Raw genomic sequence first — 21,701 nt, 5'->3', positions numbered from 1 at the left:
CTATGTATAACGAACCTATTTTTCTACAACCTGTATTTCAAGAAAGAATCTGGGGTGGACAAAAGTTAAATACACAATTTAATTATGAGATTCCTTATGAACACACTGGCGAGGCATGGGTTGTTTCTGCTCATCCGAATGGGCCAAGCGTTATAGAGAATGGTCCATTAAAGGGAAAGACGTTAGCAGATGCTTGGCTGGAACATGGTGAACTATTTAATAAGGGTAAAGACAATGATGGCGCTTATCCTTTATTGGTAAAAGTTTTAGATGCAGCTGATGACTTATCTGTACAAGTACACCCGAATGATCAATTTGCACAAGAGGTAGAAGATGTACCATATGGAAAGACAGAGTGCTGGTATGTTTTAAGTGCAGAAGAGGGTGCAGAGCTTGTGTTGGGACATCATGCAACGACACGAGAAGAACTTGAAGATATGATTGATCGTGGCGAATGGGATCAGTTGTTACGACGTGTCAGTGTACAAGCTGGAGACTTTGTATATGTGCCAAGTGGTACGATTCATGCAATTGGTAAGGGAATCGTAATCTTGGAAATACAGCAGAGTTCAGACATTACGTACCGAGTCTATGACTATGATCGGACAGATGCAGCAGGAAATAAACGTGAGTTGCATTTGGAACGTGCAAAGCAGGTAACAACAGTTCCACATCAAGATGCAGAGGTGGAACAAACCGAAAATGCCGTAGATGATTTAACAGTTAAGAAATTAGTGGAAGAGAAGTATTTTTCTGTGTATCACTGGGATTTAAAGGGGAAGGCTTCGCTCGACATGGACAAAGACTTTTTACAGGTTAGTGTAATTGCCGGTAAAGCAAAGCTAACAGTGAATGGTCAAGATTTTGAAATAGGGAAGGGGAGTCACTTTGTCATTCCTCATCGTGTTGGAGCGTATGAACTTTCTGGGGAAGCAGAGCTGGTTGTTTCGCATTCCTAGAGGGAACAAGTCCTGTTAAAATTTGATTTTTTACACTATAAAAGCTGTTGCAAACACATAGCAACAGCTTTTTCCCATTCACCCCAACAAAGCCAACGCAATAGCACCCTTAATCCCCTGCTCATCATTTAATTTAGGGGCTACAATCATTTCGTCCAAATTTTCAAGTTCCATATAAGCATTCGAAAACTCCAGTACCTTTCTACGGATAAGCGGGTACAACTGCTTTTGTTTCATTACGCCGCCACCAATAATCACTTTTTCAGGAGAAAGAATAAGAAGATAATTAATGATTGCTTGTGCTAAATAATCTGCTGTTATTTCCCATGCAATATGATCTGCTCCTAATAAATCTCCTTTTTTACCAAAGCGTTTTTCAATCGCTGGTCCTGAAGCCAAACCTTCTAAACAGGTACCATGGTAAGGACAGTTACCCTCAAAATTATCGTCTTTTCTTTGTTGAATAAAGATGTGGCCCATTTCGGGATGGCTTTTGCCAATATAAGTTTGGCCGTCTTTCACAAACCCTGCTCCAATGCCAGTGCCTACTGTAATATAGAGAATACTAGCGGCATTTTTTGCAGCACCATATTTATATTCTCCCAATGCTGCAGCATTGACATCTGTATCCAAAGTTACTGGTATATTATAATCTTGTTTTAGCTGCTCTAACAGATGAAACTGCTTCCATTTTAACTTTGGTGTATTTAAAATCCTGCCAAATGTCTTGCTTTTTTTATTCAAGTCCACAGGACCGAAGCTTCCTACACCTAGTGCTTGGATATCATGTTTGTTAAAGAATTGCTTTGCTGCATCCAGTGTTTTTTCTGGTTCTTCTGTAGGGAAAGTTACCTTGTCAAAAATATTTCCAGATTCATCTCCAACAGCACACACAAATTTAGTACCACCTGCTTCAATTCCGCCTATAAGCATATCGTTCCTCCCCTATATAATATTTTTATCATTCTAAAATAACAACATAAACGTGCATTAACACAAAGAGTAGCATTAATGCTATTGTAAAAACCACTATAAAGGCAGATTAAAGCCATAATCTAAATTACTTAACCAAGAAAGAGCTAGTGTTAAGTAGCAGAAGTCAAAAGAACGATGTCATCTGTAAAAACCCAAAAGCTCCAAATCTATCAATTCGATTTTCAGAGTTGTTAAAGAACTGCGCAATACTAGGAACTAATTTCTAGAAAACCCGGTGTGGGGAAATCGGCACTCCGGGTTCTGAAGAGTTATTCACTTATCCTACTTGATTATCACGCCATCATTTCAATAAAACGTTTTGTAATTTCTTTCGGTCTTGTAATCGCTCCACCAACGACACTGGAATATGCGCCAAGTTCCATGCAACGTTTGTACATTTCTGGTGTGATCACATTTCCTTCAGCAATAACCGGTATGTTCACATGTTCCAAAACATCCTTCAAAAATTTAAAGTCATCATGGTAAAGCTTTTTGCCTTTTGTTATTTCGGTGTAACCATGCAAGGTAGTGGATATACAGTCAAACCCAAGTTGCTCTGCCTGAACAGCCTCCTCGAGTGTAGCAATATCGGCCATGAGCTGGATTTTACTATTCTTTTCCCGTGTATAGCTCACAAGCTCTGCAAGTTCAATATTATTTGGGCGCTTCCTGTTTGTCGCATCCATTGCAATCATTTCACAGTCGCTCTCTATTAATTCGTCTATTTCTTTATAAGTTGCAGTTATAAAGACAGAGCTATCTTCATAATCACGTTTTACAATACCTACTACTGGCAGGTCGACTTCTTTTTTAATTGCGATAATATCCGCTTTAGAGTTGGCTCGAATGCCTTTTGCTCCACCTTGTAATGCTGCTAATGCCATTTTGGACATAATAAATGAACTATGTAATGGTTCATCAGGTAGTGCCTGACAGGATACAATCAAATTTCCTTTTACTTTTTCTAGCATATCTTACTTCCCCCTATTCAAAAAGTGTTATTTTTCGTATTAAAAAAAGGATACACAGCTCCATATAATGCAGCGTCATTAAATAATTCAGCTATCTTCAGCTCCGTTTTCAGGAAATTCTCCGGTAGGAATACGTCGAGCTGATTTTGAATCTGTTTGAGAAGATAATCCCCTTGAGCTGAAACGCCACCACCTATTAGAATGCATTTTGGGTCTGATATTAAAATAATTTGCGCTAGTCCTTTTGCTACTTCTTTTGCCCAGGGTACAATAATGGAAATACAGGATTCATTTCCATTTTTCGCATGTTCAAAAACGGATTTTACTGAGAATTCGGTTCCTAATTCTTTTTCTATTCTCTTATGTAAAGCAGCTGTTGATGCGCGTTCTTCATAGTTTGTTCGTGTTTCTGGGTCATACAATAAATATCCCACTGAATTTGCCTGATAATTAAATCCATCCTCTAGTTGATGATCATAATGTGCACCGCCAATTCCTGTACCCAAGGTAATGCAAACAACGTTATTTTGATTTCTAGCAGCACCTTTCCAAATTTCTCCGAGCAGTGCTGCATTTACATCATTCTCAACATGTACTGGCAGCTTATATTTATCATTCAGCAAAGATTTGAAAGCTGTACCTTTATAGTCTTTAATGGTCGGTCCAGCGTAAATTATTTCCCCTGTCGTTCTGTCTACAATCCCTGCGGTGCTGATGCCGACTCCATTAATCTCGTACTGAGCTGTTGTGTTCTCTACTATTGTTTCAATCTGTTTTAAAATGGCATGATTGATATTTACGGGTGTTTCCATCTTCTGATGGTTATAAAGTCTATGCTGCTCATCCATCAGGGCATATTTAATGTATGTACCCCCAATATCAATGGATAGGTAAATACCCATATGAAGCCCCCTATACCTTTGTGTTTTGAATATGTCTTGTGAGTAATGCTTTTGCTTGCTCGGCATTTCCTTTAATCATTGCTTCTACAATTTGTAAATGCTCTGATGCAGCTTTTTGATATTCGTCTATCGTCATTTCAATATATTCCGTTTCGAAAAAATAGGTTGTAATCATGTTTGTCATTTGAATAAACAGCTTATTATTCGTTGCTTCTAGAAGATGTTTATGAAAAGCAATATCCGCTTCCCTGAATTCCTCCAATGATTGGCAGTTTTTACTGTCATCCACCCTATGTTTTAATTCAGTAAGTTCGTCCATTCGATTTTGCCGAATTATTTCATCAATGGCACTTGACTCAAAAATGATTCTTAAGCTTAATATGTCCTCGATTTGTCCATCATTAACTTGCCAAAGGAAAAAAAAGCTGTTTAGAAGATTTTCTATGTTTGATTCATTTATGAATGCACCTTTTCCCTGTGTTGTTGTAACAACCCCAGTATTTTCGAGATAACTTAAGGCCTCTCTGACTACAGACCTGCTTACCCCGAACATCATAGTAAATGTACGCTCTGTCGGAAGTTTGTCTCCTGCCTTTAGTTGCTGATCGATTATATATTTTTTAATTTCCTGTATGACCGTTTTTTTAAGAGACTTTCTTTCTGTCACATCGACTGGATCCATTTTCACGATTCTTCCTCCATTTTCTTAATAAAAGTAAAAATAGGTTCAAAGTGGGCAGTCATTGTTTTCTGTGCATGAAGCAGATCATTATCCTTAATAGCATCAACAATTTCATTGTGCTGTTTGTACGATTCTATTAAGGAATCCTGATTCTCTGTCAAATCTATTCTTACGAGAGCAAAGTACTGATGAATAATTTCACTGAAGTCATAAAAGGTATCGTTATCAGTTGCTTTAATAAGGGATTGATGGAAAATACGATCGAATTTCTTTGTATCTCCATTGGTTGTAATCGCTTGGAGATAGGACTCATTTATTTCTTTTAGCTGTTGTATATCCAATGGAACCTGCTTTTCAATAATCAGGCGCAATGCCCCAAGTTCGATGATCTTTCGAATTTCGATTAATTCCCTTATTTTTACACCGTATGTTTCATAATGATGTTTTAAAATGGAATTGATCGTTCCAAGCTTCGTGTCTGCAATGTAGATTCCGCCACCGGGCTTAATCTTTAAAATCCCCACAGCTTGAAGTGAGATTAATGCTTCTCTTACTACAGTTCGACTTACCTTCAGCTGCTCCGTAAGCTCCTTTTCCGTTAAAAATTTATCATTTGGTTTTAACTTATTTTCTAGAATAGAGTTTTTTATTCTTTCGATAACAATATTCACTAGAGAAGTCTTCTGAATTTCCACGTCGATCCCTCGTTTTTTTTCCTAAATCATATCATATTTTCATAGTTATAATGAAACCCCTTACGAAAAGTGTTGACATTTTGTGAAAACCCTTTTATGATGAAAATGAAAATTGGTCTGACAATATTATAACTTTATGAATGCGTTTTAGCAATTATAAAATTAAGGGAGGAATTTTCATGAAAGGTATATTTTCAGCGTTACTCGTTCCTTTTGATGATCAGGGAAGAATTAAAGAACAGGGGTTACGGGAAGTAATCAGAAATAATATCGACGTGCAGCAGGTTGATGGGTTATATGTAAACGGAAGCTCTGGGGAGAACTTTATGCTGACAACCGATCAAAAGAAGGAAATTTTTAAAATTACACATGAAGAAACGAATGGAGCGGTTAAACTAATCGCACAAGTTGGCTCAATCAATCTAGATGAGGCTGTGGAACTTGGGAAGTATGCAACAGAATTGGGGTATGATAGCCTTTCAGCTGTTACACCATTCTATTATAAATTTACGTTTGACGAGATTAAGAATTACTATGAAACGATTATAGAAGCAACAGGCAACAATATGATTATTTATGCTATTCCTGCTTTGACAGGCGTATCCATGTCATTGGAACAGTTTGATGTGCTTTTCCAAAATGAAAAAGTTATCGGTGTTAAATATACAGATGGCAATTTCTTTATGTTAGAGCGTCTGCGTAAGAAATACCCAAATAAACTGATCTATTCAGGATTTGACGAAATGCTAATATATGGTGCGGTCTCTGGTGTAGACGGTGCAATTGGAAGTACCTATAATATCCATGGTAATCTTGCAAAACAAATTTTTGAAATGGTGCAGCGGGGAGAAGTTGCCAGCGCCTATGAAGTGCAGCATGTTATGAACGATATCATAGAAAAAGTTTTAGAGCTTGGGTTGTATCAGACATTGAAGGAGATATTGAATGTGAAGGGCATCGATGCCGGAACAGTGAAGCAGCCAATGAGTTCATTTGATCCAGCAAAAAGGGAAGCTGTGGAAAAACTGGTGAGAGATTTTAATTTGTGATTTAAGTCGAAAGTGTACTTGTATTTTTTCTGTACAAGTGAGCAATTAATAGTCCAAAACACATACTTCTCAGAGGAAAAGCATTTTTATGCAGAATCATGCACGCTCAGGAAGCTTGAATTTCAAGAATAATAGAATAAGAGCTTCTAAGAAAAAAATAAGCTTTCAACAATTTATTTACCGTATGCCAAGTTTTCATAAGACCAAACAAGGAAAAGCAGTTGAACTGCTTTTCCTATCAATTAATTTTTTGAATAATAAATATTTAAGCGCATACAAAGAGGGGGAAAAATAATGGAAAAAGTGGGTCTTGGTACAGTAAACTGGATCGTATTAGTTGTTTATTTAATCGCTATGCTTGGCGTAGGTTTATACTTCACGAAAAAAGCCGGTAAGGATACAGATGCCTTCTTTAAAGCAAGTGGTAAAATTCCTGCATGGGCAGCGGGCTTCAGTATTTATGCGACAACTTTGAGTGCGATTACATTTATGTCTACTCCAGAGCAGGCATTTTTAACGGACTGGTCCTATGCAGCAGGAAACCTTGCAATATTTGCAATTATACCGATTTTGATTTATTTCTACATTCCTTTCTTCAGAAAACTTAATATAACAACAGCGTATGAATATCTCGAAGAAAGATTCGGCCCTTCACTAAGGGTGATAGGGAGCTTATTATTTGTTTTATTTCATATTGGACGTGTAGCGATTGTTATTTATTTGCCAACATTAGCCATTACTTCCGTTTCAGAAATTAATCCAGTGCTTATTGCTGCAGCTGTTGGAGGGTTATGTATTATCTACACATTCTTAGGTGGTATGGAAGGTGTAATCTGGAGTGATGTTATTCAAGGGATTATACTACTTGGCGGTGCAATATTAGTTGTTGTACTTGGTATATCCGCAGTTAATGGTGGTTTCTCAACTGTATTAAATGATGCGATTTCGAATGAAAAATTTATTACAGCGCAAAACTTTCAGTTTGGTACTGCAGCTGCAGCAATACCAATTATTTTCCTTGGTTCCATTTTTAATAATCTGCATCAGTATACAGCGAGTCAGGATGTTGTACAGCGCTACCAGACAACAAGTTCTATCAAGGATACAAATAAATCCTTGTGGACAAATGGAATTCTTGCATTAATCACAATTCCTATATTTTATGGTATGGGAACGGTGCTTTACAGCTATTACAGTAATGTGGAAGCACTTCCTGATGGGTTTAACACTTCAGCAATCGTTCCATATTTTATTGTGACTTCATTGCCAGTAGGTGTTGCAGGTTTACTAATTGCTGCTATTTTTGCGGCTGCTCAATCTACCATTTCATCGAGTCTTAACAGTATTTCAGCTTGTATATTGGTTGATTTTAAACAGCGATTTTTCAATCATAAGAAAACAAATGATGTCGCACTTGCAAGATGGGTAGTAATCATTACTGGTGTTCTTGGATTAGCTGTTGCTTTGTATCTCATTTCCACGAATCGTGCAGAAACATGGAACTTATTTTTGGCTATAACCGGATTATTTGGTGTACCAATTGCTGGTATATTTGCACTCGGAATTTTCACGAAACGAGCAAATGCTCCAGGTGTATTGGTTGGACTATTCCTAAGTGCAATTGCTTCGTACTTTATCCAGCAAACGGAGTTAACCCCATTTGCTGTAAGTATGGTATCTTTCTTTACATCATTTGGGTTTGGATATATCGCAAGCTTTTTCTTTCCTAAATTCCATAAAAACACAACTGGTCTTACAATATTCAGTAAAAATGAAAAGTATGTAAAAGAAAAAATAGGAGCTTAAAATAAGGATCGAGTAATCACTGACGGAAGTGATTACTCGTTTTTTTCATATTGCTATTATCTATGAATGGATTAAAAGCAACCGTTTCGAGAAAATCCATAAATCATGTTTCTCATTACCTAAGTACTTGTATTATTATCCAATATTAAATAACATGAAAGAACATAAATAAAAGAAGCCTTATTTAAGGAGTGTCTAAATGAAATTGCCAAGAATTGCTATGATTGGACTTGGAGGTATTGCACAAAAAGCTTATTTACCAACTTTAACGAAAGAAACGAAGTGGCAATTTGTCGGGGCCTTTTCCCCGAACGAGAAAAAAAGAAAGCAAATTTGCCAGCAGTATCGAATTCAGGATTTTCATAGTATGTCAGCATTAATACAAGCAAGTGACGCGGTATTTGTCCATAGCTCAACGGAGTCCCATTTTGAAGTAGTATCGGAACTTCTTAAAAATGGAAAAGATGTTTATGTGGATAAGCCACTTGCTGCTACAGTTGAAGAAGCGGAAAAACTAGTTGAGTTAAGTGAAAAAAAACGTCGAAAACTAATGGTTGGATTTAATCGTCGTTTTGCACCGATGTATGTGGAAGCGAAGCAAAGGGGAGGGGATCCTGCTGCGATTTATGTTGAGAAACACCGTACAAATAACATTGGTCCGGCGAGTTGCCGTTTTACGATGCTTGACGATTACATTCACATCGTTGACTTGATGAGGTGGTTTCATGGTGGTGAATTGAAGTTGATGTATCAAAAGATGACAACTAATTTGACTGAACAGCTCGTTTTTGCTCAGCATGTTTTCGAAGCTGAAAATGGAGCTTCATTTAATCTTTCAATGCATCGAAAGGCTGGAACGAGTTTAGAGCAATTAAAGTTACTTACAGATGGAGCACTAATTCGTGTGAAAAACTTGAATGTGATGGAAACTGTTCAAGAAGATAAACTTACCATACAGACTTCCCCATCCTGGGAAACGACCTTAAAGCAAAAAGGATTTGTTGACGCGGTTGAACATTTCGTGGAATGTGTTACCAACGACTCACAACTTCTTGTCGATGGAGTAGAGGGATTAAAATCACAATTAGTTGTCGAAGAGTTACTGACTAAAGCTGTAATTTAAACTGACTAAACTCCTTACTTGATGGTAGGGAGTTTTTCATTCTATTAATGATTCATAACAGATTGCTATTTTTTGCTTGGTGTCTGGTAAAAAAAAATGAAAGCGTTTAACAACTTCCTCTTTAAAGAGGAAAAACAATGCGTGTTAATGAAACCGCTTTAGCTGTACGATAAATATAGGTTCAAAAACAAACTACATTATAATTCAGGGGGAATTATCAGATGAAAAATATATTATTAGCATGCTCATCAGGAATGTCAACAAGTCTTTTAGTGAACAAGATGAAGGAATCAGCTGCTTCGAAAGGGATTGAAGTCAATATTTGGGCTGTTGCACAAGACAAGGCACCAACTGAAATCGAAAAGGCAGATGTTCTTTTAATCGGCCCGCAAATGAGATTTATGAAGAAGAAATTCTCTGTAGTCGCAGAGAAAGCTGGAGTTCCATTAGACATTATTGATCCCATGGCTTATGGTCGCGTAGATGGAGAAGCGGTTTTAAATAAAGCATTGGAGTTAATTGGTGAATAGTCACCAAGAGGGGGAGCATAAAAATGAACAAGTTTATGGAGGTCTTGGAAAATATACTGTTACCAATTGCGGACAAGCTTAACAATAACAAATATTTGACAGCTCTGCGTGATGGCTTCATGGTTTCACTACCATTAATTATTTTTGGTTCAATATTCGTTGTTCTGGCAAATCTGCCATTTTTAGATAAATTGATTGGGGAAGAAGCATTTGCAACGTATCAAACTGCATTAGGACCAGCTTCAGCCGCAACCTTAAGTATTATGGGTCTGTTTGTCATTATTGGTATCGGATATAAGCTAACTGAGCAATACGGTTTGGAGGCTATTTATGGTGGAGCAACTGCTTTAGCTTCGTTTTTAATCTTAACACCGCAAGTACTTGAGGGAGTGGCAGGTGTTATTCCAACAGTAAGCTTAGGTGCACAAGGTATGTTCTTAGGAATCATTACGGCATTTGTATCTGCTGAGCTATATCGGTTTTTCACTCAGAAAAATTGGACAATCAAAATGCCACCAGGCGTTCCGGATGCAGTTTCTAAATCATTTAGCGCATTAATTCCAATCACATTAACGTTATCATTATTTTTAATAATTCGTATTATTTTCAGCTATACACCATTTGAAACCATACAGAACTTTATCTATACCATTATTCAACAGCCATTGACTACTCTAGGCAGTGGTTTGCCAGCAACTATTGTGGCAGTACTTTTAATTCAAGTTTTCTGGTTCTTTGGCTTACATGGTCAGATTATCGTAAACTCTGTATTTGATCCAATTTGGTACACCTTAAACGATGAAAATTTACAAGCATTCCAGGCAGGTCTTGAGTTGCCAAACGTTGTAACAAAACAGTTTATTGATACTTTCTTAGTCGGTATGGGTGGAACAGGTATGACATTAGCGGTTATCATTCTGATCTTTATGATAGGGCGAAGCAGGCAGTTAAAAGAGCTAGGGAAGCTTGGTGCGCCAGCGGGCATATTCAACGTAAACGAGCCAATTATCTTTGGATTGCCGATTGTTATGAACCCATTAGTCCTGATTCCTTGGATTATCGCTCCAGTTGTTATAACGGTCATTACGTATATTGCAATGTCAACTGGAATCGTACCGAAGCCAGCTGGAATAATTGTCCCATGGACTACACCACCGCTGATAAGTGGATTTTTAGCAACAGGCAATGCGTGGCAAGGTGCAGTACTGCAGGCATTTAATTTAATGGTCGTAATGGTAATCTGGTGGCCGTTCCTGAAAATTCTGGATAAAAACTATTATGAGAAAGAGAAAAGTGGCAATAAGTAGATAGATTAGTGGCCCCAATTATGCGGGGCCACTCTATTCTTAAGATGATAGATTAGCAACTTATGAGAGGTGACTGCGAATGGATAATATTACAGAAATTGCATTTCAAATTATTTTATATGCAGGAAATGGTCGTTCTAGTGCGATGGAGGCTATTCAAGATGCAAAAGAGGGTAATTTTGAAGAAGCTGATCAAAAAATAGCAGAAGCAGGTGAAGAGCTAACGAAGGCACATGGTTTCCAGACAAAGCTATTACAGGAAGAAGCTAATGGGGAAGAGGCAAATGTAAATGTGATTTTAATTCATTCACAGGACCATTTAATGAACGCTATGACTGTGAGGGATTTAGCAGTAGAATTTATTGAACTCTATCGCAGCAAATAATGAGGAGGTATATGAAATGTCAGTTCAATATAAATTTCCGGAAGGATTTTGGTGGGGAAGTGCAACATCGGCAACGCAAATGGAGGGAGCTGCCAATGCGGGAGGAAAGGGAAAAAATATCTGGGACCATTGGTACGAAGTCGAACCAAATCGCTTTTTTGAAGGTGTAGGTCCAGAGTCCACATCTGACTTTTATTACCGTTATAAAGAAGATATCCAATTAATGAAGGAAATTGGTCACAATACATTCCGTTTATCAATCTCCTGGTCTCGGCTAATCCCTGGTGGACGTGGTGAAGTAAATCAAGAGGCTTTGAAGTTCTATAATCATGTAATTGATGAACTGCTTGCTAATGGGATTGAGCCTTTTGTAAACCTATACCATTTTGATATGCCATTCGAGTTACAAGAAGAAGGTGGCTGGGAAAGCAGATCTGTTGTTGATGCATATGCAGCATATGCCAAAGAAGCTTTCCATCTATTTGGTGATCGTGTTTCCAAATGGTTTACATTTAACGAGCCAATTGTTCCGGTAGAAGGCGGTTATCTTTATGATTTCCATTATCCTAATGTAGTCGATGGAAGACGTGCAGTACAAGTTGCATTTCATACAATGGTTGCTCATGCAAAAGCAGTGGAGATTTTCCGTACATGTGATATTAGCGAAGGAAAAATTGGTATCATTTTAAATCTGACGCCATCTTATCCGCGTAGTCAAAACCCTGCTGACTTAAGAGCATCACAAATTGCAGATTTATTTTTCAACCGTAGCTTCCTGGATCCAGCTGTCTTAGGGGAGTACCCTGAAGAATTAATTGAAATTCTACGTGAACATGGTCAATTACCTATGACAGAAAATGGAGATCGTGAGCTAATTAAAGCAAACACTGCTGATATTCTAGGTGTCAATTATTATCAGCCACGTCGTGTAAAAGCAAAGGAACATTTGCCAAACCCTTATGGACCTTTCATGCCAGATTGGTTTTTCGATAACTATGAAATGCCAGGTCGTAAAATGAATCCTTATCGCGGATGGGAAATTTACGAAAAAGGTATCTATGACATTATGATTAATCTAAAAGAAAACTATGGCAATATTGAATCCTTCATCTCAGAAAATGGTATGGGAGTTCAAAATGAAGAACGCTTCTTAGAAGACGGAGAAATCCAGGACGACTACCGAATTGACTTTATCCGTGAGCATTTAAAGTGGTTGCATCAATCAATCCAGGAAGGGTGTAATGCAAAAGGCTACCACCTCTGGACATTTATGGACAACTGGTCATGGATGAACGCCTATAAAAACCGCTATGGGTTCTTTTCAGTTGATGTAAAGACAAAAGAACGCACACCGAAGAAAAGTGCACACTGGATCAAAGAAGTGTCTGAGCGTAACGGCTTTTAATAAGAATTGGATTGTTTTTCTAAAGAATATCCTATAGAACATGATGCGGACTCAAAAAAAGTGTATAGAAGATTCCATTATAATAGTATTTTTTTCTAAAAGGCTCTGGTTCTGCATAGGTATCAGAGCCTTTTATGGTTAAAATAATGATAGAGGGCAAGGTTAGTGATAAAAGATTCATGTTAATCGTAATTGGTACACCGAAAGAGGGTGGATTAAGAAAATGCTAGAATACAGAATGAAAGTGATATTACGAGAATTAATCGCAGTTGAATCTCCTATTACCGGGACGTACTTAGCTTCTATAACACAAGTATCCGTACGAACTACGAGAGAAGATATAAAAAATCTTTCGATGCTACTAGAGGGAAATGGAGCTATGATTGAGTCATTAAAGGGCAAGGGATATCAGCTGAAAATTATGGAAGAACAACAACTTTTCCGAGATTTTTTAACAGAAATATCAAATGATGGTCAGTCGATAAACGGATTTGTTCCAAAGACACCGGAAGAAAGAACGAAATATATCATCATACGACTTCTGCTTAATAAGAATTATATTAAGTTAGATGATTTAGCTGATGAGATGTATATCAGCAGGTCTACTATTCAAAATGATTTAAAGCAAGTTAGAGAAATACTATTTAAATACGAACTTAGTTTAGATGTGCGTCCAAATTATGGTTTGAAAGTAATAGGGAATGAAATGAAACTCCGTTTTTGTATGGCAGAATATATTTTTGATTGGAATGAAGATATTGGAGAGCAATTGATGGATCCATATCTAGCTTCCTTCGATCAGAAAGTACTTGATGGTTTTTTAAAGATTATCATCAAGCAAATTAACGCTCATTCCATCACGCTATCAGACATAGCATTGAATAATTTACTCGTTCATATTGCCATTGCTTATAAGCGAATAAAAAGTGGTAATCATGTGAAATTATACAATATGGATTTACAGGATATTTTAAAACAAAAAGAATACAAAGTTGCGCAGGAAATCGTAAAAGAGATAGAAGAAAAGTTCCAAGTTGAATTTCCACAATTGGAGGTAGCCTATATTGCAATACATTTACTTGGAACAAAAATGCTTTCTCAGGCGAATGATGCCGTTGAAGAGGTAATTGATGAGGATATTCTTCATCTTGTCACATCGGCATTGAATAAAATCGAGCAAGAATTAAACCTTGGAATTAACGAGGATAAGGAGTTAATACTTGGGTTAAGTCTTCATTTGAAGCCGGCTGTTAATCGGTATAAGTATGGAATGAACATCCGTAATCCGATGCTGGAAGATATAAAAAAGAATTATCCATTAGCATTTGAAGCAGCTGTTTATGCCGGAATAATTATCGGAGAAGAAACAGGGACTGAAATAGATGAACCTGAGGTTGGCTATATTGCCCTTCATATAGGAGCAGCGATAGAAAGAAGAAAGCTGAAAAGTGGACCAAAGCGCTGTTTAATCATATGTGCGTCAGGCTTTGGAACAGCGCAATTAATCTATTATAAATTGAAAAATCAATTTGGTAAGGATTTAGATATTGTTGGAACAACAGAATATTATAAATTACGTGATTATAGTTTGTATGATATAGATTTTATTGTCAGTTCAATTCCCATTCAAGATAATATCCCAGTACCAGTTGTTCAAGTTAATGCCATTTTAGGAGATCAAGATTTAACAAAAATTGGGCGATTTATAGGGGAACGGGGTCAATCTATAAATACCTATTTTAGTGAAGAGCTAATGTTTCCTCGGAAAAAGCACCAAACGATGGATGAGGTTTTGAGCTTTCTAAATGATGAATTGCTAAAGAAAGATTTAGTGGATGAGACGTTTCTAGAAGCGGTATACGAAAGGGAGGAAGTTGCTCCTACTTCGTATGGCAATTTAGTGGCAATACCACATCCAATCACACCAAAAACAGAAAAAACCTTTCTGACTGTATGTACATTAGAAAAGCCAATAAAATGGGGGGACAAACCTGTTCAATTTATATGCCTTCTATGTGTTAAGAAAGATTCACAAGAAGACCTGCAGGCAATGTACGAAATGCTCGGAGAGATAATTGATAGTAGTACGATGGTTGAAAGGTTGATTAAAGCCAGGGATTATAAAGAGTTTGTTGGGAGTTTATAAAATAAAGAGCTGCGTGACATTTTTAAATATCCGAGCGAAACATCTCTCTGCAACAAATTCTTTCCCATTCTTATTTCTATCTAACCGAATAAATTGCATTCCCCCACCTTTTCCCTTAAGCTAAACAGTAGAACCCCCATAGAAAGAGGTAGCAACATGCAAAAAAAGTTAATTATTTTTGACATAGATGGAACGTTGTATAACGATGAGAAACAACTTCCTGCATCAACAAAGGAAGCTATTCAAACGCTTCAAGGAGAAGGACATGAAATTGCCATTGCGACTGGCCGTTCACCCTTTAATTTTAAAGACCTGCGTGAAGTGTTAAATATCAATACGTTTGTAGGTTTTAATGGGCAATATGTTGTAAGAGACGGTGAAATCGTTTATAAAAACCCAATCAAACGCGATTTGTTGGAACAATTAACTGTCCATGCTAGGAAGCATGGGCATCCGCTGATCTACATGGATCATGAAGGCTGGTATTCGAATGTGGAAGAGCATGCTGAATTGGCAGAGGCAATCGATTCGTTGAAAGTGAATAATAAAGTGGGATTTGATCCCAGTTTCTATGAAAATAATGAAATCTACCAAACGCTGCTTTTTTGTAAGAATGAGCATGAAGCAGCATACAAAGAAGCAGTAGATCAGCTTGATTTTGTCCGCTGGCATCAATATTCAGTAGATGTTTTGCCATTAGGTGGGTCAAAGGCGATGGGCATTGAAAATCTAGTAAAGCATTTAGGTGTTTCGCCTGAACACGTATATGCATTTGGTGATGGATTAAATGATGTGGAGATGCTGACGTATGTTCATAATAGTGTTGCCATGGGAAATGGACATGATTTAGCTAAAAAAGCTGCGAAATTTGTGACAAAAGATGTAGGAGAAGATGGAATTTTACACGGACTGCAGTTAGTTGGCCTGTTGAAGTAGATTAATCTAGAAATAGGGCAGTCGGTTTTGACTGCCCTCCATCCACCGTCGCTAAAGCACCAAATCCAAAATAAGGCACCATCCGTCCTGGCTAAAGCACCAAATCGAAAACTAACGCACCATCCTCCATCTCTATGACACCAAACCTAAAACTAACGCACCATCCGCCATCTCTATGACACCAAACCTAAAACTAACGCACCATCTCCCATCTCTATAACACCAAACCCAAAACTAACGCACCATCTTCCATCTCTATGACACCAAACCCAAAATTAACGCACCATCCCCCATCTCTATGACACCAAACCCAAAACTAACGCACCATCCTCCATCTCTATAACACCAAACCGAAAACTAACGCACGATCCATCCAAACAGTAAAGAGTCATTCATTAAGATATAAACATAATACTATGAAAGCACCTGCCCGCCATTCACATGCAGCGTTTGTCCTGTTACAAATCTTGAATCATCTGAAGCAAGATAGACAAATGTCGGAGCCACTTCAAACGGCTGGCCTTGACGATCCATTGGATTACCTGCAAGGGGAACTTGGTCGGCGGAAAAGCTGGATGGAATGAGGGGTGTCCATATTCGTCCAGGTGCAATTGCATTAACACGTATTCCTTTACGTACTAAGCTGTTTGCCAATGCTCGTGTAAAGCCGATGTTTGCACCTTTAGTTGCTGTGTAATCAATGAGCTGATCATTTCCATCAAAAGCGACAACAGAAGAGGTGTTAATAATGGAGCTACCTGCTTCTAAGTATTTAAGTGCAGCGCGTGTGGTGTAAAAATGGGAATAGATATTTACCTTGAATGTGTCATCGAATTGTTCATCGGTAATATCGAGCAAACTTAGTTGTTGAAATTGGATACCTACATGATTGCACAGAATGTCAAGCTTCCCGAAAGTATTAATTGTCTCTTCAACAATAGCGATACATTGCTGTTTGTTTCTAAGGTCACCAGGTAACAGGAGACACTCTCTGCCAAGCTCGTGGATTCTGTTTTTCGTTCGGTTTGCATCATCATGTTCATCCAAATAGGAAATGGCAATATCTGCTCCTTCTTTTGCAAAAGCAATTGCCGCAGCAGCTCCCATTCCACTGTCACCGCCAGTAATCAGAGCAACTTTACCTTTTAACTTTCCACTTCCTTTATAATTCGGATTTTCGATGATTGGTCTCGGTACCATTTTGGCTTCTACACCTGGCTGTCGATATTGACGTTGTTCAGGAACCGTAATAGCGATATCCTCATACCGCGTTATTTTTCCGTAATTGGGATACATAGGATAAGTTTGCTCGTCTCCATAATCCTTTGTCATTATATTCCTCCTCCATCATTCATACTGAAATTAATTTATGAAAAATGGGCGGATGTTGTGCATCGGTTAAATGTACGTGCTCATGAACGGTGTGAGGTGAATAAAGTAATTGGAAAGCATAGGCAGGAGGGGTTTATAACGATGCATGATTATTACAATCCAGAGGTAAAACTGTTATTAGTTACGCATTCCGACGAAAAAGAAAAAATGCGATATGATGATAACCCGAATTTGTGGCTTGTTCCGAAAATCGGGCCAAGACCACCTTATTACTGCAATCCGGGATATGAACAGTATTATCCGATTATTTAACTGTTAAGGCATAGCCCGGCTAATTCCAGCTGGGTTATTTTAAAACTATCTTTTTATATAAGTTCAACTAAGACATTCGTTAAAAGCTTGCGAATGCCAAGTTTTCTTTGCTTGACCAAATACCTATCTATAAGCTACATTAGACTATTGTTACTACTAGAAGAATTAGCAGGAGATGAATCAAACGTGAAAAACATGTTTCAAAATAAATGGGCAGTCATTGGTATTGCAATCTTTTGCTCGCTTTTATGGGGGAGTGCTTTTCCTGTTTTAAAGGTAAGCTATGAAGAACTGCAAATGGCACCTGATGATACCTTTGCAAAAATTGTCTTTGCCGGCTGGCGCTTTTTACTAGCTGGACTTATTGTGCTTGTTGGACTGCTTCTAACCAACCCAAAGAAAGTTATCATTACAAAAAGACAGCTGATGGTCATTGTTATCCTTGGATTTATTCAAACTTCGTTACAATACTTTTTCTTTTACAATGGTTTAGCAAAAGTGTCAGGTATGCAAGGATCGATTTTATCAGCAAGTGCCACCTTCTTTACCGTTATCCTAGCACATTACTACTACAAAAATGATCGGATGAATTGGAAAAAAGTTATCGGCCTAATCGCCGGTTTTTCCGGGATTATCGTTGCGAATTGGGGACAGGAATTTGAGCTGGCATTTCAATTTACTGGGGAAGGCTACATGATATTAGCTGCGCTGACAGGTGCAATTGGAACGATTATGGCAAAAGAATTAGCGGTTGGTATCCATCCATTCGCATTGACAGGCTGGCAGCTAACAATAGGTGCTGTGCTTTTACTTGCGGTCGGCTATCCGCAGCTAGGTGAAAATGCGATTAACTTTAATGGTCTCGGAACGATTTTATTTATCTATTCCGCAATTCTATCGGCCGTTGCGTTTGCATTATGGTACTCGATTTTAAAATATAATAAAGCTGGCGAGATAAGTATTTACAAATTTGTCGTTCCTGTGTCGGGAACTGTGCTATCCGCGATGTTTATTCCCGGGGAGACGTTAAATGTATTTATTCTTTTTGCGATTTTACTAGTTGCAGCTGGAATTATTGTGATTAATTGGCGGGGACGAGCTTCCTGATTCATGACTAAGAACTTAGTTAGTTAAAATTTTTTCATGGTATGGGGGTATCCGAACGTTGTTGGGTGTCCGTTTTGAGGTGCGATTGGAGCATAATAAAAAAATAGAATGAAGAGTGAGCCATTGTTGATAGAGTTTCAAACACCAGATGAAAGCCATGTGTTCGGACGCGTTCTGGAGAGAAATTAAGGATTGTGACAGGATGGAAAACGTTCAACAGTGGTACGTCGTTTGAATAAGTTTTTCCATGATTTCGTTCCATGCGCTGGTGCCGTATCCTCTAAGATCCGTCATCTGTCCCAATATATAATAAAATAGACGCAAAAATGCAATACAAATGGATACTCCAGGATAGCAGATAACTTTTAACAATTTAAATATAGTAGTGGAAGTAAGGTAATAATACGCAAAGAAAGTATTGTTGGGGAAGGCGGTAAGATTCCGTATATCTCTAAATAAAAGGTAATTTCATCCTAAGGAGTTTTTCAGCATGATACATAAAAAGCACTCGACAGGAGCATTGATTACCGGTTTAGTCACGCTTTTCGGATTTAGTATAATGGTGATTTTTGCAGTCAATCAAGATATTACGAACTTTGATCGTACAGTGATTGCCTATATTCAAGAATTCGAAACATCAACACTAACGTCCATCATGAAGTTTTTCACATTCATTGGCTCTTTTTCTGCCATGCTTGTCATTGTTCTGCTGACTTCTCTGTTTCTATATGTTGTAATGAAACATCGAGTAGAAATCATTTTACTTTGGTCGGTTGTTATTAGTACGCCAATCCTAAATTGGATTTTAAAACAAATCTTTCATCGAGCACGTCCAGAGTTTCACCGTCTAATTGATATTGGTGGTTATAGTTTTCCTAGTGGTCATGCAATGAATGCCTTTGCATTTTATGGCATTCTAGCTTTCCTCTTATGGCGTCATATTCCAAATCGCACTGGACGTACCATCTTAATACTATTTAGCAGCCTATTTATTGTTTTGATTGGAATCAGTAGAGTCTATCTTGGTGTACATTATCCGAGTGATATTATTGGCGGATACTTCGCTAGTGGATTTTGGCTAACAATTGTAGTTGGACTTTTTCAGAAATATAAAGATAAGCACTTTGAAAAAATCAAGCTGCTGAAAAAGAGGGGTTATAGATAATTTTATCCCGTATATTGCACAAACGGTTGATTATAGAACACCTGTAGAAAAACTTGATGAAACAGCTCGTTTTGATGGAAGTTGCTACCCTGACAGGACTAGAGGGGAAGTGACGGTCATCTGTGATAAAGAAGAAGCAAACCTTTTATCTGTAAATTTGTTCCATGAAATTGTGACTGGAAACGTACTGCGGATGAAGCTTATGCCGGTGAAAGGATTACGTCTTTCCCGCTTATCGAACGCAAAGAACTTCTGAATCAGCTGGAATTCCATTCGGAAAAGACAGTGCAGGTTCAATGGGGCGAAGGGGTGGCGTGCCGTATTTCCATTTAGTAAAGGAATAAGACAGACTTGGAAGGGATTGTCCTGAAGCGAAAGGATTCGAAGTATCATATCAATAAACGTTCCCATCAATGGCTGAAGGTCATTAATTATAAATATATCGACGTGATGATAACGGAAATGGTGAAGAAGGACCGTTCGTTTCTATTAAGCTCATCGAAGACGGGAAACCCATTGGATTAATGGAATTTGTGCCTGTCCATGCTAGAAAAAAGATTTATAGAGAAGCGGAAAGTCACGGCGTGAGGGAAACGGATAAAACCATACGTTTTAACGGATTTCCGAAAGAAGTCTCCCATCCTCAAGGAATGTGAATGGCATTATGGCGTTAGCCTAATGAGTAGGTGGGAGATGAATTTCGGTTGGCGATAGCCAAGCATCCCTTCCTACGATATAATAAGAACATATATTCTTTATCGAAGCAGGTGAATGGATATGACGAAGCAACATAAAGCCTTCAAATTTCGATTATTACCGAATAAAGACCAAGAAATATTTCTTGCTAAAACGTTTGGGTGTGTTCGTTTTGTCTACAACAAAATGTTAGCAGACCGTAAAGAAACGTATGAGAAATACAAAGACGACAATGAAAAACTCAACAAACAAAAGTTTCCGACTCCTGCTAAATATAAAGATGAATTTTCATTCTTAAAAGAAGTGGATTCATTGGCTTTGGCAAATGCACAGATTAACTTGCAAGTAGCTTATAAAAACTTTTTTGAAGGTCGTGCAAACTACCCGAAATTCAAAAGCCAAAAAGATAAACAATCCTATACAACAAATATGGTAAATGAAAATATCAAATTGAAAGATCGCCATATCAAATTGCCCAAAATAAAACAGACACTAAAAATCAAACAGCATCGAGACCTCCCTTCTGATTATAAAATAAAGTCCCTGTACGATTACCAAAACAAAATCAGGAAAATACTATATTTCTATTTTGACAGAATATGAGAAAGAGATTAAGCCTGTAAACGTTCAACATGTTGTCGGATTAGACTTTGCAATGGATGGTCTATATGTTGAAAGCGAACAGGGTGAGAAAGCCAATTACCCTCGTTTCTATTGTCAATCATTAGACAAACTAGCAAAGGAACAGCGTATTTTATCTCGAAAAAAGTATGGTTCTGCACGATGGGAAAAACAACGATTGAAAGTAGCTCGATTGCAAGAAAAAACCGCAAATCAACGTAAAAACTTCCTTCATAATAAGTCAAAGGAATTGGCTTCAAACTACGATGCGGTTAGTATAGAGGACTTAGATATGAAAGGTATGTCTAAAACCCTTTACTTTGGTAAAAGCGTTCATGATAATGGGTGGGGTATGTTCACTACGTTTTTAGAATACAAGCTAAAAGAACTGGGGAAGCAACTCATGAAAATTGACAAATGGTTTCCTTCTACTAAAAAATGTTCTTGTTGTGGTGCAGAAAAGCCTATGGCGCTATCTGACCGTACATACCAATGCTCTTGCGGTTATGTGGCAGATCGTGACTACAATTCAGCTATCAATATCAAGAATGAAGGATTACGCTTATTAGCATTATCATAGAAACAAAAACTCTTGGA

The 21,701-nt window shown here is 37.7% G+C and carries 21 protein-coding genes and 1 pseudogene; 16 read left to right on the top strand and 6 right to left on the bottom strand.

The genetic code is table 11. The features are described 5' to 3' along the window. The first annotated feature begins 2 nt into the window (after nucleotides 1-2). Entirely contained in the window at nucleotides 3-959 is a 957-nt protein-coding gene (gene manA / locus NST46_RS02720) for a mannose-6-phosphate isomerase, class I (protein ID WP_341136723.1), read from the top strand. A 78-nt stretch (nucleotides 960-1,037) separates the two neighbouring features. On the opposite strand, the gene NST46_RS02715 is transcribed toward manA, so the two are convergent. The 5 genes from NST46_RS02715 to NST46_RS02695 form a co-directional block, all read right to left on the bottom strand. Beyond that, nucleotides 1,038-1,892 carry an ROK family protein gene (locus tag NST46_RS02715; protein ID WP_303450572.1) on the bottom strand — a complete coding sequence of 285 codons (855 nt, stop codon included), beginning with the start codon at nucleotides 1,890-1,892 and terminating at the stop codon, nucleotides 1,038-1,040. Nucleotides 1,893-2,227: 335 nt separating this feature from the next. After that, nucleotides 2,228-2,905, bottom strand: coding sequence for an N-acetylmannosamine-6-phosphate 2-epimerase (locus NST46_RS02710; RefSeq protein ID WP_095308290.1), 678 nt, complete (start codon nucleotides 2,903-2,905; stop codon nucleotides 2,228-2,230). 17 nt (nucleotides 2,906-2,922) lie between these two features. Beyond that, nucleotides 2,923-3,807 carry an ROK family protein gene (locus NST46_RS02705; RefSeq protein ID WP_341136722.1) on the bottom strand — a complete coding sequence of 295 codons (885 nt, stop codon included), beginning with the start codon at nucleotides 3,805-3,807 and terminating at the stop codon, nucleotides 2,923-2,925. A 10-nt stretch (nucleotides 3,808-3,817) separates the two neighbouring features. Beyond that, nucleotides 3,818-4,489: a FadR/GntR family transcriptional regulator gene (locus NST46_RS02700; RefSeq protein WP_095308309.1), complete on the bottom strand. Its 672-nt coding sequence runs from the start codon at nucleotides 4,487-4,489 to the stop codon at nucleotides 3,818-3,820. Nucleotides 4,490-4,491: 2 nt separating this feature from the next. Continuing rightward, complete coding sequence (locus tag NST46_RS02695) at nucleotides 4,492-5,184, bottom strand: FadR/GntR family transcriptional regulator (protein WP_340002333.1); 693 nt, start codon at nucleotides 5,182-5,184, stop codon at nucleotides 4,492-4,494. A 179-nt stretch (nucleotides 5,185-5,363) separates the two neighbouring features. On the opposite strand from NST46_RS02695, the gene NST46_RS02690 reads away from it, so the two are divergent. From NST46_RS02690 to NST46_RS02645, 10 genes are all read left to right on the top strand, one after another. After that, nucleotides 5,364-6,233 (top strand): N-acetylneuraminate lyase, encoded by an 870-nt coding sequence (locus tag NST46_RS02690; RefSeq protein ID WP_303450557.1) that lies wholly within the window; start codon nucleotides 5,364-5,366, stop codon nucleotides 6,231-6,233. An 88-nt stretch (nucleotides 6,234-6,321) separates the two neighbouring features. Beyond that, a complete protein-coding gene (locus NST46_RS02685; RefSeq protein ID WP_095308294.1) occupies nucleotides 6,322-6,528 on the top strand; it encodes a hypothetical protein in 207 nt (68 codons plus the stop codon). After that, nucleotides 6,528-8,039, top strand: a complete 1,512-nt coding sequence (locus NST46_RS02680) for a sodium:solute symporter (protein ID WP_118889993.1) — start codon at nucleotides 6,528-6,530, stop codon at nucleotides 8,037-8,039. Before NST46_RS02685 ends, NST46_RS02680 begins: the two co-directional genes overlap by 1 nt. Nucleotides 8,040-8,238: 199 nt before the next feature. Then, nucleotides 8,239-9,162 carry a Gfo/Idh/MocA family protein gene (locus NST46_RS02675; RefSeq protein ID WP_341136721.1) on the top strand — a complete coding sequence of 308 codons (924 nt, stop codon included), beginning with the start codon at nucleotides 8,239-8,241 and terminating at the stop codon, nucleotides 9,160-9,162. 221 nt (nucleotides 9,163-9,383) lie between these two features. Continuing rightward, on the top strand, nucleotides 9,384-9,692 hold the full coding sequence (locus tag NST46_RS02670) for a PTS sugar transporter subunit IIB (protein ID WP_095308298.1): 309 nt from the start codon (nucleotides 9,384-9,386) through the stop codon (nucleotides 9,690-9,692). 23 nt (nucleotides 9,693-9,715) lie between these two features. Then, a complete protein-coding gene (gene celB, locus NST46_RS02665) occupies nucleotides 9,716-10,999 on the top strand; it encodes a PTS cellobiose transporter subunit IIC (protein WP_251660785.1) in 1,284 nt (427 codons plus the stop codon). Nucleotides 11,000-11,078: 79 nt separating this feature from the next. Next, nucleotides 11,079-11,384, top strand: coding sequence for a PTS lactose/cellobiose transporter subunit IIA (locus NST46_RS02660; RefSeq protein ID WP_251660783.1), 306 nt, complete (start codon nucleotides 11,079-11,081; stop codon nucleotides 11,382-11,384). 16 nt (nucleotides 11,385-11,400) lie between these two features. Next, nucleotides 11,401-12,789 (top strand): glycoside hydrolase family 1 protein, encoded by a 1,389-nt coding sequence (locus NST46_RS02655; protein ID WP_341136720.1) that lies wholly within the window; start codon nucleotides 11,401-11,403, stop codon nucleotides 12,787-12,789. Between the two features lie 223 nt (nucleotides 12,790-13,012). Beyond that, nucleotides 13,013-14,935 carry a BglG family transcription antiterminator gene (locus NST46_RS02650; protein WP_341136719.1) on the top strand — a complete coding sequence of 641 codons (1,923 nt, stop codon included), beginning with the start codon at nucleotides 13,013-13,015 and terminating at the stop codon, nucleotides 14,933-14,935. Nucleotides 14,936-15,091: 156 nt separating this feature from the next. Continuing rightward, nucleotides 15,092-15,871 carry a Cof-type HAD-IIB family hydrolase gene (locus NST46_RS02645; protein WP_341136718.1) on the top strand — a complete coding sequence of 260 codons (780 nt, stop codon included), beginning with the start codon at nucleotides 15,092-15,094 and terminating at the stop codon, nucleotides 15,869-15,871. A 414-nt stretch (nucleotides 15,872-16,285) separates the two neighbouring features. Here the strand turns inward: NST46_RS02645 and NST46_RS02640 are convergent, their stop codons facing one another. Continuing rightward, nucleotides 16,286-17,203 carry an SDR family oxidoreductase gene (locus tag NST46_RS02640; RefSeq protein WP_095308310.1) on the bottom strand — a complete coding sequence of 306 codons (918 nt, stop codon included), beginning with the start codon at nucleotides 17,201-17,203 and terminating at the stop codon, nucleotides 16,286-16,288. A 141-nt stretch (nucleotides 17,204-17,344) separates the two neighbouring features. On the opposite strand from NST46_RS02640, the gene NST46_RS02635 reads away from it, so the two are divergent. From NST46_RS02635 to NST46_RS02615, 5 genes and pseudogenes are all read left to right on the top strand, one after another. Next, on the top strand, nucleotides 17,345-17,515 hold the full coding sequence (locus NST46_RS02635; RefSeq protein WP_340002328.1) for a hypothetical protein: 171 nt from the start codon (nucleotides 17,345-17,347) through the stop codon (nucleotides 17,513-17,515). A gap of 195 nt (nucleotides 17,516-17,710) precedes the next feature. Further along, complete coding sequence (locus NST46_RS02630; RefSeq protein WP_341137311.1) at nucleotides 17,711-18,622, top strand: DMT family transporter; 912 nt, start codon at nucleotides 17,711-17,713, stop codon at nucleotides 18,620-18,622. Between the two features lie 490 nt (nucleotides 18,623-19,112). Continuing rightward, complete coding sequence (locus tag NST46_RS02625; RefSeq protein WP_341136717.1) at nucleotides 19,113-19,787, top strand: phosphatase PAP2 family protein; 675 nt, start codon at nucleotides 19,113-19,115, stop codon at nucleotides 19,785-19,787. A gap of 351 nt (nucleotides 19,788-20,138) precedes the next feature. Further along, nucleotides 20,139-20,312, top strand: coding sequence for a hypothetical protein (locus tag NST46_RS02620; protein ID WP_251660771.1), 174 nt, complete (start codon nucleotides 20,139-20,141; stop codon nucleotides 20,310-20,312). A gap of 252 nt (nucleotides 20,313-20,564) precedes the next feature. Further along, nucleotides 20,565-21,684: pseudogene (locus NST46_RS02615) on the top strand (RNA-guided endonuclease TnpB family protein). Nucleotides 21,685-21,701: the final 17 nt, after the last annotated feature.

This window comes from Oceanobacillus sp. FSL W7-1309 (assembly GCF_038002145.1).
Classification (GTDB): Bacteria; Bacillota; Bacilli; order Bacillales; family Amphibacillaceae; genus Oceanobacillus; species Oceanobacillus profundus.
Note: the sequence above shows the minus strand (reverse complement) of the source record. Positions and strands in the feature narration are given on the sequence as shown.